This is a genomic window from Bradyrhizobium diazoefficiens (assembly GCF_016616235.1).
Lineage (GTDB): Bacteria > Pseudomonadota > Alphaproteobacteria > Rhizobiales > Xanthobacteraceae > Bradyrhizobium > Bradyrhizobium diazoefficiens_H.
Window position 1 is genome coordinate 2,175,064 of the sequence record NZ_CP067100.1, and the last position, 15,218, is coordinate 2,190,281.

Sequence of the window (15,218 nt, forward strand, 5' to 3'; positions counted from 1 at the left end):
CGGGCATCGCGCTCACGAAATTGCCGCGCGCACGGAACTGCAGATGATCGACGCTGTTTTCTCCACACAAGGTTTCTGTCGAAGGAGAGGACAACATGCTGATGAAATCGATTGCCGCCGGTGTTGCCGGCACGGCTCTGCTTGCGACCGTTGCGTTCGCTCAAACGCCGCCAACCACCAGCACCGACAAGGCGGCACCTGCGGCCACCGCGACAACCACCACCACCAGTGCGTCGGGTGAATGGCGTGCCTCGAAGATGTCGGGCCTCAAGGTCTACAACGACTCCAACGAGAACATCGGTTCGATCAACGATCTGCTGATGGACAAGTCCGGCAACGTCAAGATCGCCGTGATCGGCGTCGGCGGATTCCTCGGCATGGGCGAGCATCTGGTCGCCGTTCCCTACGAGAAGCTGAAGTTCGTCAATGAGGCCGTGGCCTATACCGGCACCGGCGGCGCGGGCGGCACGATGAACAAGTCCACCACGACCACGGGCGCTGCGACCGGCACCGACAAGACCGCGACGACCACGTCGTCAGGATCGAAGTGGTATCCGGACCACGCCGTGTTCAATGCCAGCAAGGACGAGCTGAAGAACATGCCCGAGTTCAAGTACTCGGAGTAACGCGGCTCGCGTGACGGCCTAAACGAAGCGCGCCTGGTCTTCACCGGGCGCGCTGTCGTGTCTTTTCTTACCTCTCCCCGCAAGCGGGGCGAGGGAGAAGAGGCTCACTTCACCAGCGGGCAGCCGCCCTTATCGAGCGGGCGGAAGGCCTCGTCGCCGGGCACGGTAGCGATCAGCTTATAGAGGTCCCACTCGCCCTTGGACTCCTCGGGCTTCTTGACCTCGAACAGATACATGTCGTGGACCATGCGGCCGTCGATGCGGATCTTGCCGTTCTTGGCGAAGAAATCGTTGATCGGCGTCTTGCGCATCTGCTCCATCACCTTCGGCGCCTCGTCGGTCTTGATGGCATCGATCGCCTTCAGATAGTGCATGGTCGCCGAATAGAGTCCTGCCTGGATCATGGTCGGCATGTGCCCGACCTTCTCGTTGAAGCGCTTGGAGAAGGCACGCGTTTCGTCATTCATGTCCCAGTAGAAGGCGTCGGTGACGATCAGGCCCTGCGTCGCCTTGATGCCGAGCGAATGCGTGTCGGTGATTTCCTGGAGCAGCGCGATCATCTTCTGGCCGCCTTGCGTCAGGCCGAACTCGGCCGCCTGCTTCAGCGCGTTGGTGGTGTCGCCGCCGGCATTGGCGAGTGCGACCACCTTGGCCTTGGAGGCCTGGGCCTGGAGCAGGAAGGAGGAGAAGTCCGAGGAGTTGAGCGGATGGCGCACGTCGCCGAGCACCTTGCCGCCGCTTTCCTTGACGACGTTGGCGGCGTCGCGCTCGAGCGCCATGCCGAAGGCATAGTCGGCAGTGACGAAGAACCAGGTGTCCTCGCCGCGCTTGACCATCGCCTTGCCCGCGACGTTCGACAGCGCATAGGTGTCGTAGGTCCAATGCACCGTGTTGGGCGAGCAGGCAACCCCGGTGATGTCGGAGGAGCCGCCGCCGGAATTGATGTTGACCTTGTTCTTCTCGCGGGTGAGAGCGGAGATCGGCAGCGCCACCGAGGAGGTCGGCACGTCGAAGATCGCGTCGACCTTGTCGTTGTCGTACCAGTTGCGGGCGATATTGACGCCGACATCGGGCTTGTTCTGGTGATCGGCGGCGACGACCTGGACCGGCTTGCCCGCGACCTTGGCCCCGTAATCGGCCACCGCCATCTCGACGGCGGCGAGCGAGCCCTTGCCGGTCGCGTCCGCATAGAGGCTCGACATGTCGGTGAGCACGCCGATCTTGACGACGTCGTCTGAAATCTGCGCCTGCGCGGCGCCCGATGTGGCGGCGACGGCGAGGCCGGCCGCGACCGCGGCGATGAATTTATGCATGTTTTCTCCCTCAGCGTTGTTGTTTGGGTTTTGTTGCGAGGACTGTTGTAGCGACAATCGGGTGTGGCAGGTAAGCATCCACGCCATAGTGGAATGCAAAAAGGGAAGGGGAGGGCGGTGTTCCCTTCGCCTCTCCCCGCTTGCGGCAGGGCAATCGCATATGGCGTGTACGATGCGGCGGCATCGGCAGTGCGCTCCCTCTCCCGCAAGCGAGAGCTTTGCTTAATTGGATGTGCGGGGGTAGTTCCTGCTGCCGGGCTTTTTTTGCGCAGCATCTGACGGCGCACGGCATGGAACGGTTGCGTTTTGGTGGCCGACGGATGGCTTCGGGCGACGACGGTCATGCTGCAGCTCCCACAGCAGACAGCACCGCCCATCGTTTGAGATTCATGGCGAGGCAGATCAGGCGCAGATGCGTCTGGTTGCGCGCCAGGCCCAGATAGCGGGCGCGCGCCCAGCGGTAGCCGCCCTTGAGGCGGGCGAAGACCTGCTCGACCGGCGCGCGCCGCTTTCCCACAGCGTCGTTGAAGCGCTTCTGCCGCTCGGTCAGCGGATGATGCTTGTTGGGGCGGAACATCAGCCGCGGCTTGATGCCTCGCGCACGAAGGCCGCTGCGGCGCTCGTGCTTGTCATAGGCCTGGTCGGCATACACCGCCTTCTCATCACCGCAGATCAACTCGTCGGCGGGCACCGTGTCGTTGACCGCAGCATCGGTCAGCTTGCTGCGGCGGATGATCGCCGAGCCCTGGTCGATGCCCACATGTGCCTTGTAGCCGAAGTATCGTTTGCCGCCCTTCTTGGTCCAGCGCGCGTCAGGATCGCGCTTGCTGTTGACCAGTTTGCTCGGCGCCAGGCCGTCCGGGCCGGGCGGTTGCGGATCCTCTGGCGGCTTCGGCGGCTTCACCGCCGCCGGAATCAGACTCGCGTCGATCAGCGTGCCCCGCCGCACCACCAGCCCATGCGCCTCAATCTGGCGCAAGATCTCACTGAACAGCGTCTCGTCCAGGCCGGCCCGCTGCAAAGCCTCCCGGAAGCGCCAGATCGTTGCATGGTCGGGGGTCTCGTCGCCCAGCACAAAGCCGCAGAAATCGCGGAACGAGGCCCGATCATCAAGCGCCTCTTCAAGCTCCGGATCGGACAGCCCGTACCATTGCTGCAGCAGCAGCGCCTTGAACATCACCAGCCGTGGATAGGCCGGCGCGCCCCGCTCCGGTTCCGGCAGGCCGCCCAGCACGCGCTCCACTGCCTCCCAATCCACCAGTTCGCCAATCCGCCTCAGCACCGGGCTCCCTTTTCCTCGCCGCGACACCAGCGCGTCCGCGAAGCTCGGTTGTCCAACCTGACGATATGCCATCCCAGCCCCTTTCCCCTCAAGCCAGAGAGAATCCCAGACTCGTGCTTTATGCAAAGCTCTCGCAAGCGGGAGAGGCGGAGCAAGCCCGCGGACAATCGTCGTGAGATCCATCTGTGATTGCCCTGCCGCAGGTAGGGAGAGGGAGAAGTTATCAGGCGCTGCCCTTGAGCCGTTCGTTGCGTCGGCGCAAGGCTTCCAGGGTGACGAGGAGGATGACCGAGACCGTCGTCAGGATCACCGCGGCTGCCGTGATGGTCGGGCTGATGTTCTCGCGGATGCCGCTGAACATCTCGCGCGGCAGGGTGCGCTGCTCGGGACCTGCCATGAACAGCACGATCACCACTTCATCGAAGCTGGTCGCAAAGGCGAACAGAGCGCCCGACGCGAGGCCCGGCAGGATCAGCGGCAGGATCACGCGGCGGAACGCTTGAAGCGGCGAGGCGCCGAGCGAGGCGGCGGCGCGCACCAGATTGGTCTCGAAGCTTTGCAGCGTCGCGCCGACCGTGATCACCACGAAAGGCGTCGCGAGCGCAGTGTGGGCCAGGATCAAGCCGAGATAAGTGCCGGTCAGTCCGATCGGCGCGAAGAAGAAATAAAGGCCGACTGCGGTGATGACACCGGGCACGACCACGGGCGACAGCACGAAAGCCAGCACCAGCGGCTTGAACCGGCTCTTCCACTGCGCGAGCCCCAGCGCGGCCAGCGTGCCGAGCACCATGGACAGCAGCGTCGATGCGACGCCGATGATCATGCTGTTCTTCAACGAATTCATCCAGCGCGGCGAATTGATGAAGTCGCCGTACCAGCGCAAGGAGAGGCCCGGCAGCGGATAGGTGAGGTACGAGCCTGAGCTGAAGGACAGCGGCATGATCGCAAGGATCGGCGCGACCAGGAAGATGAAGACCAGCGTGGAGATGACGATTGTCGCGGTCCACGCGATGCGCTGGCTGGGGGTGCGAAGGGTCAGATTATCGCTCAATTCTTCATCCCTCCCGTGACCTGCTGGCCCTGCACCAGCTTGCCGTACACGAGAGCGAGCAGAACGGTGGCGAGCAGCAGCACCGCACCTAACGCCGAAGCCAGGCCCCAATTGGCCGTCTCGGTCGTGTAGAGCGCGATGAAGTAGCTGATCATCTGATCGGCGGCGCCCCCGACGAGCGCCGGTGTGATGTAGTAGCCGAGCGCCAGGATGAAGACGAGCAGGCTCCCCGCGCCGATGCCGGGCAGGGTTTGCGGCAGGTAAATCCGCAGGAAGGCGGTGAGCGGTGGTGCACCGAGCGAGGCGGCGGCACGCATGTAGGCCGGCGAGATCGCCTTCATGGTGCTGTACAGTGGCAGGATCATGAACGGCAGGAGGACGTGGGTCATGGCCACGCAGACGCCGAAGCGGTTGTAGATCAGGCGGAGCGGCTGGTCGATGATGCCAAGCCAGTGCAGGCTGTCGTTGACGACGCCCTTGCTCTGCAACAGCACGATCCAGGCGCAGGTGCGGACCAGAAGCGAGGTCCAGAACGGCAGCAGGACGAAGATCATCAGCAGGTTCGAGCGGGCGGGCGGCAGCGTCGCCAGCAAATAGGCGACGGGGAAGCCGAGGATCAGGCAGAAGACCGTGACGCTGAGGCTGATGAGGAAGGTGCGGGCGAAAACGGCGCGGTAGATAGCCTGATCTGGCGCGGCTGCGACGATCGCGCCGTCCGCGTTCCGTGTCAGGTCGAGCGCCGCCAGAAGGTAGAAGCCGGTCATCGGACCGCTGGCGTTCTTGATCGTCATCCAGGTGGCGCGCTCGCGCCAGGCCGGGTTGATCTTGGCCAGCGTCTCCTTGGCCGTGCCGGGCTCCGGCGCCGCCTTCAGACTGCGCGCGGTGTTGGTGAGGATGGTGCGAAAACCGTTCAGAGCGTAGTTGAGCCGCTTGGCCGCGATCGCGATGGTGCCGGAGGCGCGCGCCGCCAGGATGTCGCCTGCCAGCGCCGCGTAGGCCTTTTCGTCCGGCAGGTCCTTGCCGTTCCAGTCGGCGAGAGCAGAGACCGCTTGCGGCAGAACCTCACGCACCTCCCGGTCATCGACCGCGCGCCACAGCATGCCGGCGATGGGCCCGGCGAAGGTGAAGAGCAGAAACAGCAGCAGCGGCGCAACCAGTGCTAGCGCCTTGATCTGACGCGCCCGCTCCGCCCGCTTCAGGCGGCGCTTGAGCGGAACGCTGGTCTTCACATCGGTGCCGATCAGCGCGGCTGTCATGGGCGCAGCCTCTTTGACCGCACTTCCTGCGCCATTTCAGGGCGGGCAATAGCATGGGACATTGCAGTGACGTGGGCAGCGGCGCTGGGCTCCCTCCCCCGCTTGCGGGGGAGGGTGGGGTGGGGGTGTCTCCGCATTGGGAATCCCACTGCGGAGCTACCCCCAGCCGCCGCGCATCTCACGATGCGCAGCGGTCTCCCCCGCAAGCGGGAGAGGCGAAGCGACCCAGCGGATTGATCCCCGCGCCGCACGCCGGTTCGGTCCTGCGTTACTTCGCGGCCCATTTGTTGAAGCGCTCGGTCAGGCGGTCGATGTTCTCGAGCCAGAAGGCAACGTTAATCTCGACCGCGTTCTTGATGTTGTCGGGCGCCGTCGGCAGATCCTTCAGAACGGCAGGCTGCAACCGGCCGGCTGCGTCCTTGTTCGAGGTGCCATAGGCAATGTTCTCCGACAGCTTGGACTGGTTCTCCGCCTTGCCGACGAAGTCCAGGAACTTGTAGGCCGCCTCCTTGTTCGGGCTGCCCTTCAGGATGACCCAACTGTCGAGGGTGAAGAGCGCTCCATCCCACACGATGCCGAAATTCTTCTTCTCGTTCTTGTTCGCGGTGTCGATGCGACCATTGTAGACCGAGGTCATCGCCACCTCGCCCGAGGCGAGCAATTGCGGCGGCTGGGCGCCGGCCTTCCACCAGACGATGTCGGCCTTGATGGTATCCAGCTTCTTGAACGCGCGCTCGACGCCTTCGTCGGTCGCCAGCACCTTGTAGACATCCTTCGGTGCGACGCCGTCGGCCATCAGCGCAATCTCCAGCGTAGTCTTCGGGCCCTGACGCAAGGCCCGCTTGCCCGGAATCTTCCTGGTGTCGAAGAAGTCGGCCCAGCCGTTTGGCGCGTCCTTCAGCTTGTCCTTGTCGTAGCCGAGAACGAAATCATAAAGGATGGCGCCGACGCCGCATTGATTGACCGACGGCGGGATATAGGCGGCCTCACCGCCGATCTTGGAATAATCCAGCTTCTCGAACAGGCCTTCCTCGCAGCCGACTGCCAGTTCGTCGCTCTCGACCTGGACGACGTCCCAGGTGGCGGCTCCGCCCTGCACCTTGGCGCGCAGCACGCCGACGCCGCCGTCCCAGGATTCGTCGTTCATCGCAATGCCGGCTGCCTTCTTGAACGGCTCGAAATAGACCTTCTTCTGGGCATCCTGATACGCGCCGCCCCATGACACGACGGTGAGGTCGCGCGCCTGCGCGACTGTTGCCAGCGCGGCGCTGGCGCCCAACACCGTGGCGAAACCCAGGACAATCTTGCCAATCTTGCCAAGCTTGCCGATGTTGCGCTTCAGCATGGTCATTGTTCCTTCTTCATATGCGTTGCGTTGATCTTGATCGCTGGATCAGGCGGGATCGAGGGCCAGGCAGTCCTCGGGGCGGAAGGTGATGAAGATGTTTTCGCCAGGTCGAAGGTCGTCATGCGCCCGCGGCGGAAGCTTGACCATGAACTCGGCGTTGCCGGCGACGTCGAGTACGGCCAGCGCGTGGTCGCCGAGATAGATGGTGTTCTGCACCCTGGCCGGCAGCCGGTTTGGTCCCTCGCTGGAGGTGCCATCCAGGACAATGGCGATCCGCTCCGGCCGCACCGACAGCGAGGTCGGCGCGCCCGCGCCTGATACATTGACGGCCCGTGCGGTCACGGCGCCGCCACCAGCCAGCGCGACGCGGCAATAGTCCTTGTCGACCGTCTCGACGGTACCGGCCAGTACGTTGTTTTCGCCGATGAAGTGGGCGACGAAGCTGTTTACCGGATGCTCATACAGCGCGTCGGGCCTATCGATCTGCTGAACGATGCCGTCGTTGAACACGGCGATGCGGTCCGACATGGTGAGCGCTTCGCTCTGATCGTGGGTGACGTAGACGATTGTGATGCCCATCGTCTCGTGCAGTTGCTTGATCTCCAGTTGCATCTGCTCCCGCAGGCGCTTGTCCAAAGCGCCCAGGGGCTCGTCCATCAGCACGAGTTGCGGATTGAAAACCAGCGCGCGGGCCAACGCCACGCGCTGCTGCTGGCCGCCGGACAGCTGCCCGGGCCGCCGGTGCGCCAGGGTTTCCATCTTGATCATGCGCAGCGCCGCCTTGACGCGCTCCTGCGCTTCCGCCTTGTTCGTGTTTCGAACGGATAGTGGGAAGGCGATATTCTCCGCGATCGTCAGGTGCGGAAACAAGGCATAGTTCTGGAACACCATGCCGATGTCGCGCTTATGGGGCGGCACGTTCTTGATCGGGTGGTCGGCGAGATAGATCTCGCCATGGGTTGGAACCTCGAAGCCAGCCAGCATCATCAGCGTGGTCGTCTTGCCCGAGCCCGACGGGCCGAGCAGCGTGATGAACTCGCCCTTCCTGATTTCGAGATCGAGGTTCTTCACCACGAGTTGCTCGCCATCGTAGGTCTTCTGAATGCCGGAAAAGCGCACCAGTGCCGGCGCAGGCGTGACCATGCCGGCTTCCATGTCGTCCTCGCGTTATCCACTACTGTGCTGTCAGCACCTCGTTCGAGGTTGCGAAGAACAGCTTAGCATCCTCCGACGAGAATGCCAGCGGCGCAAGCCCGTCACGTGAGGGCGGGCTACATCCCGGACAGTTTCGTCACGGACACATTCACCGAGCCGCCAGCTTCGGCGACGACGCGCAGTGTCCTTGAATCGAAAGCGATGTCGGTGAGCGTCAGGCTGTCGATTTTCGCGTCGACCTTGAGGCCGTCCTCGCTCTTCTGGTAGTCGGCGATCACCGCTCCGATCTTCTCGCGGGCGTTGGCGGCGATCGGCTTCAGGTCGAGCGTCGCCTTCTGCACCAGCGCCTGCTGCATCTGCGGCACGACCGCGCGGGCTGCCGCGCCGAGCAGGCCGAAGGCCGCTTCGGATTCCACCGCAAGCTGGATGTCGGCGAGCCGCAGCGTCTGTTGCGCCTGGTCGAGCATCGGCCGGCCCCAGATGTGCACGGTGGCCTCGGCGTCGAGACCGAACCAGCTCTTCTTTTCCTTGGCGCGGACCAAGAGCGAGATCAGCAGCCGCTCGCCGGACGGGACCACGTTGACGCTCTTCACGGTGACGTCGACCGGACCGGAGCCGTCCTCGGGATAGGTGTGGCCGACCATCTGGGCTGCGATCAGCTTGTTGATCTCGGTGAAGGGCACGTCGATCGGCACGGCGATATTCACGCCGGTGCCGGTCGGCGGCACGATCGAGATCTTTTCGGGGAACGGACAGTCCGGCTTGGTCTGGGTCGAGGTCACGCGCGTCTCCGCTTCCAGGCCCATCAGCAGGGTGACGGCTTGCGCGTCGACGCGCGGCTGCGCCGCGATGGCGCGGATCGGCTTCATCTCGAGCCAGAGCGGCGGCAGCGCGGCGGAGGTGCCCGCGCCTTGCAGCGGAATCGAACGGCAGGCCTTGGCCCATTGCATTTTCGCGTTCTCCCGCAGCGAAGGATCGTTGCGGATGCGCTCGGAGACGGCGTTGATCTGCTCGCCGACATTCTTGTCGATCAGCGGCTTGACCTGCGCCGGTACGTTGAGCTTGGCGCCGGCGACGTTGACGTTGGTGTCGCCGAGATTGACCTGCGCGCCGAGATTGGGCTCGAGATGCCAGGCGGCGGCAAGCTTCGGGCGCGAGGTGACGACCACATTGCCCTTGATCTCGGCGCTGGCATTCAAGTTCTTGATGTTGACCGCGCCGATCCGTTTCGCCGCGTCGCCGCCGAGCACGCTGCCGAGCGCTTCGCCGAGCGCGCCGGTCGCCTTCGAGGACAGCGAGCCCGTCACGTTCAGCTTGCCGGTGAGCGGCGTCGAGATCGTCAGCACGTCCTTGTCGCCGGCAGTTGCCATTGGCCCGCGCACCGCAGTCCAGCCGATGTCGGCGTTCTCCAGGATCTGCGAGATCGGGTTGTCGGCCTTGCCGGCGAAATTGCGCGGGGCGGCTCGCTCAGCCTGGTCGCGGATCGCCGAGAGCGCGATCGCGACCGGCGCGACCACGATCGAGCTCTTCGCGACCGGAGGCAGCGGCGGCAGCTGCGCGACCGGTGGCGCCGAATTCGTCGCGCGCGGCGACAACCAGTCCATCGCCTTCAGGCTGATAAAGAATGACGCCGCGAGCACCGCGACAGCGATCAGAATAGTCTTCAGGTTCAACGTCAGACGCATCAATCCCCCAAGCCGCCCCGGTTGAAGTCTACAGGGCGGGCGAGGGGGGCGCTAGAGCGCAACCGTGAGGTGGAATTGGGGCGAATGGGTTAACCAGCGCGGCAACGCCACGGCTGCGTCGCCAGACAGTCATCGCGGTCAGGCGCGCCTGGGACGGCGAACCGCTCGCATATTGCCGCGTTCACCACCGCCGCAGAAGAAGCGATCTGCGCCGTCGGACTCCAGTCCCGTGACCATCGTCCCCGCCGGCAGGTCGATCTGCTCGAGCACCTTTCCGTTATCAGGGTCGATCCGCCTGATGTCGCTTTCCTCGCCTTCCCAGGTGCCGTGCCAGAGCTCGCCATCGACCCAGGTCACGCCGGTGACGAAGCGCTTGCATTCGATGCTGCGGAGAACCTTTCCGGTCGCGGGATCGACCTGATGGATCTTGCGCTCGCGATATTGGCCGACCCAGAGCGAGCCCTCGGCCCAGGCGAGGCCGGAATCGCCACCGCCGCCCGGCGCCGGGATCGTGCCGAGCACCTTGCCGGTGGCGGCGTCGATCTTCTGGATGCGGTCCTCGGCGATCTGGAACAGGTGACGGCCGTCGAATGCCGTTCCCGCATGTGCGGCAACGTCGATCGAGCGCGCGACCTTGCCGCTGGCGGGATCGACTGCACTCAATCTGTCGCCGGATGCGAACCAGACATGGGTGCCGTCGTAGGTGACGCCATGCACGGCGTCGACGCCTGGATAAGGCCCGTATTCCCTGACGATCTCGGCGGCTGAACGTTTCATGTGCTCATCCCTGTGATGTGCTGCCACCCTACGTCTTCAGGAGCGGGCCGTGGAGTAACAAGCCTGTCGGGAAACCCGGGACAGGCGGGATCATCCAGCGCCGCGCCCGCCCGTTCCCGAACGACTGCACCTTGTTCGACCGCGCCAGCTCGTCGAGCGCGCGCTGCACGGTGCGCGCGCTGGTTCCAAGCGCGACCGCGAGCGCCGAGCTCGACCACGGCTCGCCATCGGCGAGCAAGGCAAGGACGGTGGCGTGCTTCTCTTCGACGGGCCGCGCCAGCACAAGGACGTCGCGCGTTTTCCGCGGCGCCAGTACAAAACCCTGCTTCGTCGCGCTGACGTCAGCCAGCGGCTTCAGCTTGGTGCGGAGCCGCCCGATCTCGACGCGCAATCGCGCACGGTGCGATTCATCGGCTTGCTTCGCGCGGAACGCGCCCGATATCAACGCCTCCCGCGAGACCTCCGCGGGCCATGCCTCCGCCAGCAGACGGGCGAGCGCGAACAGCACGGGCCGCGTTCCGAACGATGCGACAACACCCTGCCTGCGCACGACATGATGAAAGGTATCCACGACCAGCGCCGCCGAGATCGCGAGTCTTTCGATTTCGCCGAGCAACAGCGGGTGTTCGCTGCCGCGCGCGATCAGGCGCGCTGCCGGCGTGTCGAGGATGAGCTTCGCGCTGTCGACCTCGGCCACGAGTGCCGGGATTTGTGCCTGCCGCGCGGCTCTTGTCGCGAGGTCGAGTGCCGCGCGCGCATCTCCTGCCTTCAGCCGCCTGATGGCGATGCCGGCGACCACGAGCCCGCGGACGGCTTGCGATGCCGGTGGAAGCGGCGAGGCGTCAAGCTCGGCCAGCGTGCGCTCGGCCTCGTCGGGGCGTCCGACGAGGAGCAGACGGCGCGCCTCAATATGGCCCGCATGCGCCGCATTGGCGAGATCGCCGTGCTGCTGGAGCGTCGCACGCGCCGCCGCGAGCGTTTTCACCGGCCATTTCAGGTCGCGCAAGACCAGCGCGATCTCGGCTTCGGCCACCACGCATCTCGCGCGCGCCACCGCTTCGCGCGGACCGAAGGCGCGTGCGGCGCTGCGCAGCAACCTCTTCGCCTTCGCGAAATCGCCGAGCTGCGCCATCGCGATGCCGCGCAGCGCCAGCGATGGTGCATCGTTGCGCAGAGCAACACGGTTCAGCGCGCCGAGCGGATCACCGGCTTCCAACGCGCGCGCCGCCGCCGTGATCAGCGACTCCATGCCAATCCCGCCACACTTGTTACTCCCACCGCGCAACCGCTTGGTGGCAGAAATCGTTGACGGCCGACAATGTGCGGCGAGGGGCGAGCGGTTCCGCGCGATGCGGAATGGCTGTTCAGGCAAGACGTTTGGAGAACCATGATGACATCAGTTGAAAACGCAGCGACGAACGGACAGGCCATGCAAACACCACCGGTGGTATCGCCGCAGGACTGGGAGGCAGCCCGCCAGCAACTGCTCGTGAAAGAGAAGGCGCACACCCGTGCTCGCGACGCGCTGGCCGCCGAGCGCCGGCGCATGCCGTGGATGGAAGTGACCAAAACGTATGCGTTCGAGGGGCCTGGCGGCAAGCTCAGTCTGGCCGATCTGTTCCAGGGCCGGCGGCAGCTGATCGTCTACCGCGCTTTCTTCGAGCGCGGCGTGTTCGGCTGGCCCGATCATGCCTGCCGCGGCTGCTCGATGGTCGCCGACCAGGTCGCTCATGTCGCGCATCTCAATGCCCGCGATACCACGCTGGTGTTCGCCTCGCGCGCGCCGCAGGCCGACATCGCCAGGCTGAAGCAGCGGATGGGCTGGACCATGCCCTGGGTCACCATCACCGACAGTTTCGATGCCGATTTCGGCGTCGGCGAATGGCACGGCACCAACGTGTTCTATCGCGACGGCAATCGCATCTTCCGCACCTACTTCGTCAAGAGCCGCGGCGACGAGCAGATGGGCGGCACCTGGAATTATCTCGACATCACGCCGCTCGGCCGCCAGGAGGTCTGGGAGGATTCGCCGAAGGGCTACCCGCAGACACCGACCTACAAATGGTGGAACTGGCACGACAGCTACGCCGAAGGTGCCGCGCCCGACAAGAAATGGGTGGAGATCTCGGACGCCGGCGAGAAGGCGTTTCGCGAGGAGGCCGCGAAAGGCCGTGACTAGTCCCGTCAGCGCAACTGCCGGCGCCAGAAGCGACGGTGTCACGGCCGCGCGCCACCTCGCCAGATGGCTGGCTTTGGCAGCGACGCCGACCTTCGCGATCATGGCAGTGCTGACGGCCCTGATCAGCGGCGGCTCCGCGGACATGCTGTGTGCCGCCGGGCACGGATCTTTGCTCGGCGGAATGGTGCCGATGTATCTCTTGATGAGCGCGTTTCATTCGGCGGCGTGGCTGAGGCTGATCGCGGAGCGGCGGGGCAAGAGCAGCCTGAGGACTCCATCCGCGTGAACGCCTCGTCCTTCGAGACGACCGCTTCGCGCGCTCCTCAGGATGAGGCTAACTAGCATTCGAACGTTGCTGCAAGTACGTAGCCGCGCACTCCATCCTCATCCTGAGGAGCCCGCCGCAGGCGGGCGTCTCGAAGGATGCGCTGCGGGCACCGGCGCCAAACAAAAACGGCCCCGGTCTCGCCGGGGCCGCTCACATCTCAATCCTGCTGTCGCTTACCGCGCCGCGCCGAGATCCGCTCGCCGCTCGGTCATCGGCAGCACGATCACCTTGGTGCCGACGTTGACGCGGGAATAGAGGTCGGTGACGTCCTCGTTGGTCAGGCGGATGCAGCCGGAGGAGACGTGCTTGCCGATGGTCTCGGGCGCGTTGGTGCCGTGGATGCGGTAGATGGTGCCGCCGAGATACATGGCGCGGGCGCCGAGCGGGTTGCCGGGGCCGCCGGCCATGTGGCGCGGCAGGTAGGGCTGGCGGGCGATCATCTCCGGCGGCGGGGTCCAATCCGGCCACTCGGCCTTCTTGGTCACCGACTGGATGCCGGACCAGGTGAAGCCGTCGCGGCCGACGCCGATGCCGTAGCGCAGCGCGTGGCCGCCTCCGAGCACGTAGTAAAGATAGGTGTTCGGCGTATCGATGATGATGGTGCCCGGCGCTTCGCGCGTGGCGTAGGACACGATCTGGCGGCGGAAGCGCGCCGGCATCTCGACCCGGTCCTGATCCTCAGACGGCGCGGCCTGGTAAGGCGTTGCCTGGTAGGGCTGGAGCGGCTGCGCCATCGGCGGCAGCGGTTGGAAGAACGGGAAGAGCTGCACGGGCGCAGCCTTGGCCGGGCCAGCGAATGCGATGGCCGAGATCGCGATTGCGCCGAAAGCAACGGCGCGCGAATACGTCCTGAACTTGTCCAGCTTGAACATTTGATCGCCCCTGTTTGCTCGGTGTTTCCACGCCACCGCGGCACCGTTCCGGTGCTCCGTTGCGTAAAATCAGTAACGGGAAGAAGTTTCGGGACGTTTGCGCGGAAAACCGAAAACGGTTTCATCGCGGCAAGGATTGTTTCATGACAGTTTCGTGGCGCGGCCGGCCTGTTAACCAACAAAACAGCGGGCCGACATTTGTGTGACGTCACACGCCTGAAATATCCGTGGTTGATGGTCGTAAGCCGAGAATCATCAACCTCTCGGGATTTTCCCATGCGGGTATTAATCGCGACTGACGCCTGGCACCCGCAGGTCAACGGTGTGGTCCGCACCCTGACCTCGCTGGCGAACGCGGCCAGGGCGCTCGATGTCGAGATCGACTTCCTGACGCCGGAAGGCTTCCGCTCCTGGCCGCTGCCGACCTATCCGGGGCTGCGCTTCGCGCTGCCGGGCGGAAAGGAGATCGCGCGGCGGATCGAGAAGGCGGCGCCCGACGCGCTGCACATCGCGACCGAAGGCCCGATCGGCTGGGCCGCGCGGGCCTATTGCCGCCGCAACGGCCTTGCGTTCACCACCTCTTATACGACGCGTTTTCCCGAATATGTCTCGGTGCGGACCGGCATCCCCGATGCCGTCGGCTACGCCGTGCTGCGCCACTTCCACGACGCCGCGGCCATGACCATGGTGGCGACGCCCTCGCTGCGGCAGGAGCTCTCCGCGCGCGGCTTCAAGCGGCTCGGCTTCTGGGGGCGCGGCGTCAACACCGAGCTGTTCCATCCCGATGCTCCGGCAGAGCTCGATCTGCCCCGGCCGATCTTCATGACCATGGGCCGCGTCGCGGTGGAGAAGAATCTCGAAGCGTTCCTCTCGCTCGATCTGCCCGGCACCAAGGTCGTCGTCGGCGACGGCCCGCAGAAGGCGGCGCTGGAAAAGAAGTATCGCGATGCCGTCTTCCTCGGCGAGAAGAAGGGCGCGGATCTCACCGCGCATCTCGCCGCCGCCGACGTCTTCGTCTTCCCGAGCCTGACCGACACTTTTGGCGTGGTGCAGCTCGAGGCGCTCGCCTGCGGCACGCCGGTGGCGGCGTTTCCGGTGACGGGTCCGAAGGACGTCATCGCCGATCATCCGATCGGTGCGATCGACCATGATCTGCGTACCGCGTGCCTGCGCGCGCTCACCATGTCGCGCGAGACTTGCCGCAATTTCGCGCTGGAGCGCTCCTGGGAGAACAGCGCGCGCCAGTTCGTCGGAAACCTGACGTCACTTCAGCCCAGCCGCGTCCTGCGCGCCTCGCCTCGGATGGCGCGGCGACCAGTGCGCGGTTGACTTATACTTTTGACCCA

The 15,218-nt window shown here is 65.1% G+C and carries 14 protein-coding genes; 4 read left to right on the plus strand and 10 right to left on the minus strand.

From position 1 onward, the window contains the following. The first annotated feature begins 95 nt into the window (after positions 1-95). Complete coding sequence (locus tag JJB99_RS10300) at positions 96-626, plus strand: PRC-barrel domain-containing protein (protein ID WP_200498657.1); 531 nt, start codon at positions 96-98, stop codon at positions 624-626. A gap of 104 nt (positions 627-730) precedes the next feature. Here the strand turns inward: JJB99_RS10300 and JJB99_RS10305 are convergent, their stop codons facing one another. The 9 genes from JJB99_RS10305 to JJB99_RS10345 form a co-directional block, all read right to left on the minus strand. After that, entirely contained in the window at positions 731-1,939 is a 1,209-nt protein-coding gene (locus JJB99_RS10305; protein WP_200498658.1) for an ABC transporter substrate-binding protein, read from the minus strand. Positions 1,940-2,279: 340 nt separating this feature from the next. Next, positions 2,280-3,293 (minus strand): IS5 family transposase, encoded by a 1,014-nt coding sequence (locus JJB99_RS10310; RefSeq protein WP_200498373.1) that lies wholly within the window; start codon positions 3,291-3,293, stop codon positions 2,280-2,282. A 151-nt stretch (positions 3,294-3,444) separates the two neighbouring features. After that, a complete protein-coding gene (locus JJB99_RS10315) occupies positions 3,445-4,272 on the minus strand; it encodes an ABC transporter permease (RefSeq protein WP_200498659.1) in 828 nt (275 codons plus the stop codon). Further along, positions 4,269-5,528: an ABC transporter permease gene (locus JJB99_RS10320; protein WP_200498660.1), complete on the minus strand. Its 1,260-nt coding sequence runs from the start codon at positions 5,526-5,528 to the stop codon at positions 4,269-4,271. Before JJB99_RS10320 ends, JJB99_RS10315 begins: the two co-directional genes overlap by 4 nt. Before the next feature lie 268 nt (positions 5,529-5,796). Then, on the minus strand, positions 5,797-6,879 hold the full coding sequence (locus JJB99_RS10325; RefSeq protein ID WP_433995757.1) for an ABC transporter substrate-binding protein: 1,083 nt from the start codon (positions 6,877-6,879) through the stop codon (positions 5,797-5,799). Between the two features lie 42 nt (positions 6,880-6,921). After that, positions 6,922-8,031, minus strand: a complete 1,110-nt coding sequence (locus tag JJB99_RS10330; protein WP_200498661.1) for an ABC transporter ATP-binding protein — start codon at positions 8,029-8,031, stop codon at positions 6,922-6,924. A gap of 116 nt (positions 8,032-8,147) precedes the next feature. Next, the gene (locus JJB99_RS10335; protein ID WP_200498662.1) at positions 8,148-9,716 is read right to left on the minus strand and encodes a DUF4403 family protein; all 1,569 of its coding nucleotides are present in this window, start codon (positions 9,714-9,716) and stop codon (positions 8,148-8,150) included. A gap of 138 nt (positions 9,717-9,854) precedes the next feature. Next, positions 9,855-10,493 (minus strand): Vgb family protein, encoded by a 639-nt coding sequence (locus JJB99_RS10340; RefSeq protein ID WP_200498663.1) that lies wholly within the window; start codon positions 10,491-10,493, stop codon positions 9,855-9,857. Between the two features lie 28 nt (positions 10,494-10,521). Further along, the gene (locus JJB99_RS10345) at positions 10,522-11,742 is read right to left on the minus strand and encodes a helix-turn-helix domain-containing protein (protein WP_200498664.1); all 1,221 of its coding nucleotides are present in this window, start codon (positions 11,740-11,742) and stop codon (positions 10,522-10,524) included. Between the two features lie 138 nt (positions 11,743-11,880). Between JJB99_RS10345 and JJB99_RS10350 the strand changes: the two genes are divergently transcribed. Together JJB99_RS10350 and JJB99_RS10355 are read left to right on the plus strand one after the other, a co-directional pair. Further along, entirely contained in the window at positions 11,881-12,672 is a 792-nt protein-coding gene (locus JJB99_RS10350; protein WP_200498665.1) for a DUF899 domain-containing protein, read from the plus strand. Further along, positions 12,665-12,958, plus strand: coding sequence for a hypothetical protein (locus tag JJB99_RS10355; protein WP_200498666.1), 294 nt, complete (start codon positions 12,665-12,667; stop codon positions 12,956-12,958). The genes JJB99_RS10350 and JJB99_RS10355 overlap by 8 nt, the downstream gene beginning before the upstream one ends. A 215-nt stretch (positions 12,959-13,173) precedes the next feature. Here the strand turns inward: JJB99_RS10355 and JJB99_RS10360 are convergent, their stop codons facing one another. After that, positions 13,174-13,872 (minus strand): L,D-transpeptidase, encoded by a 699-nt coding sequence (locus tag JJB99_RS10360; RefSeq protein ID WP_200498667.1) that lies wholly within the window; start codon positions 13,870-13,872, stop codon positions 13,174-13,176. Between the two features lie 276 nt (positions 13,873-14,148). Here JJB99_RS10360 and JJB99_RS10365 point away from each other — a divergent pair, with 276 nt between their 5' ends. Continuing rightward, positions 14,149-15,201: a glycosyltransferase family 4 protein gene (locus JJB99_RS10365; protein WP_200498668.1), complete on the plus strand. Its 1,053-nt coding sequence runs from the start codon at positions 14,149-14,151 to the stop codon at positions 15,199-15,201. Positions 15,202-15,218 lie beyond the last annotated feature (17 nt).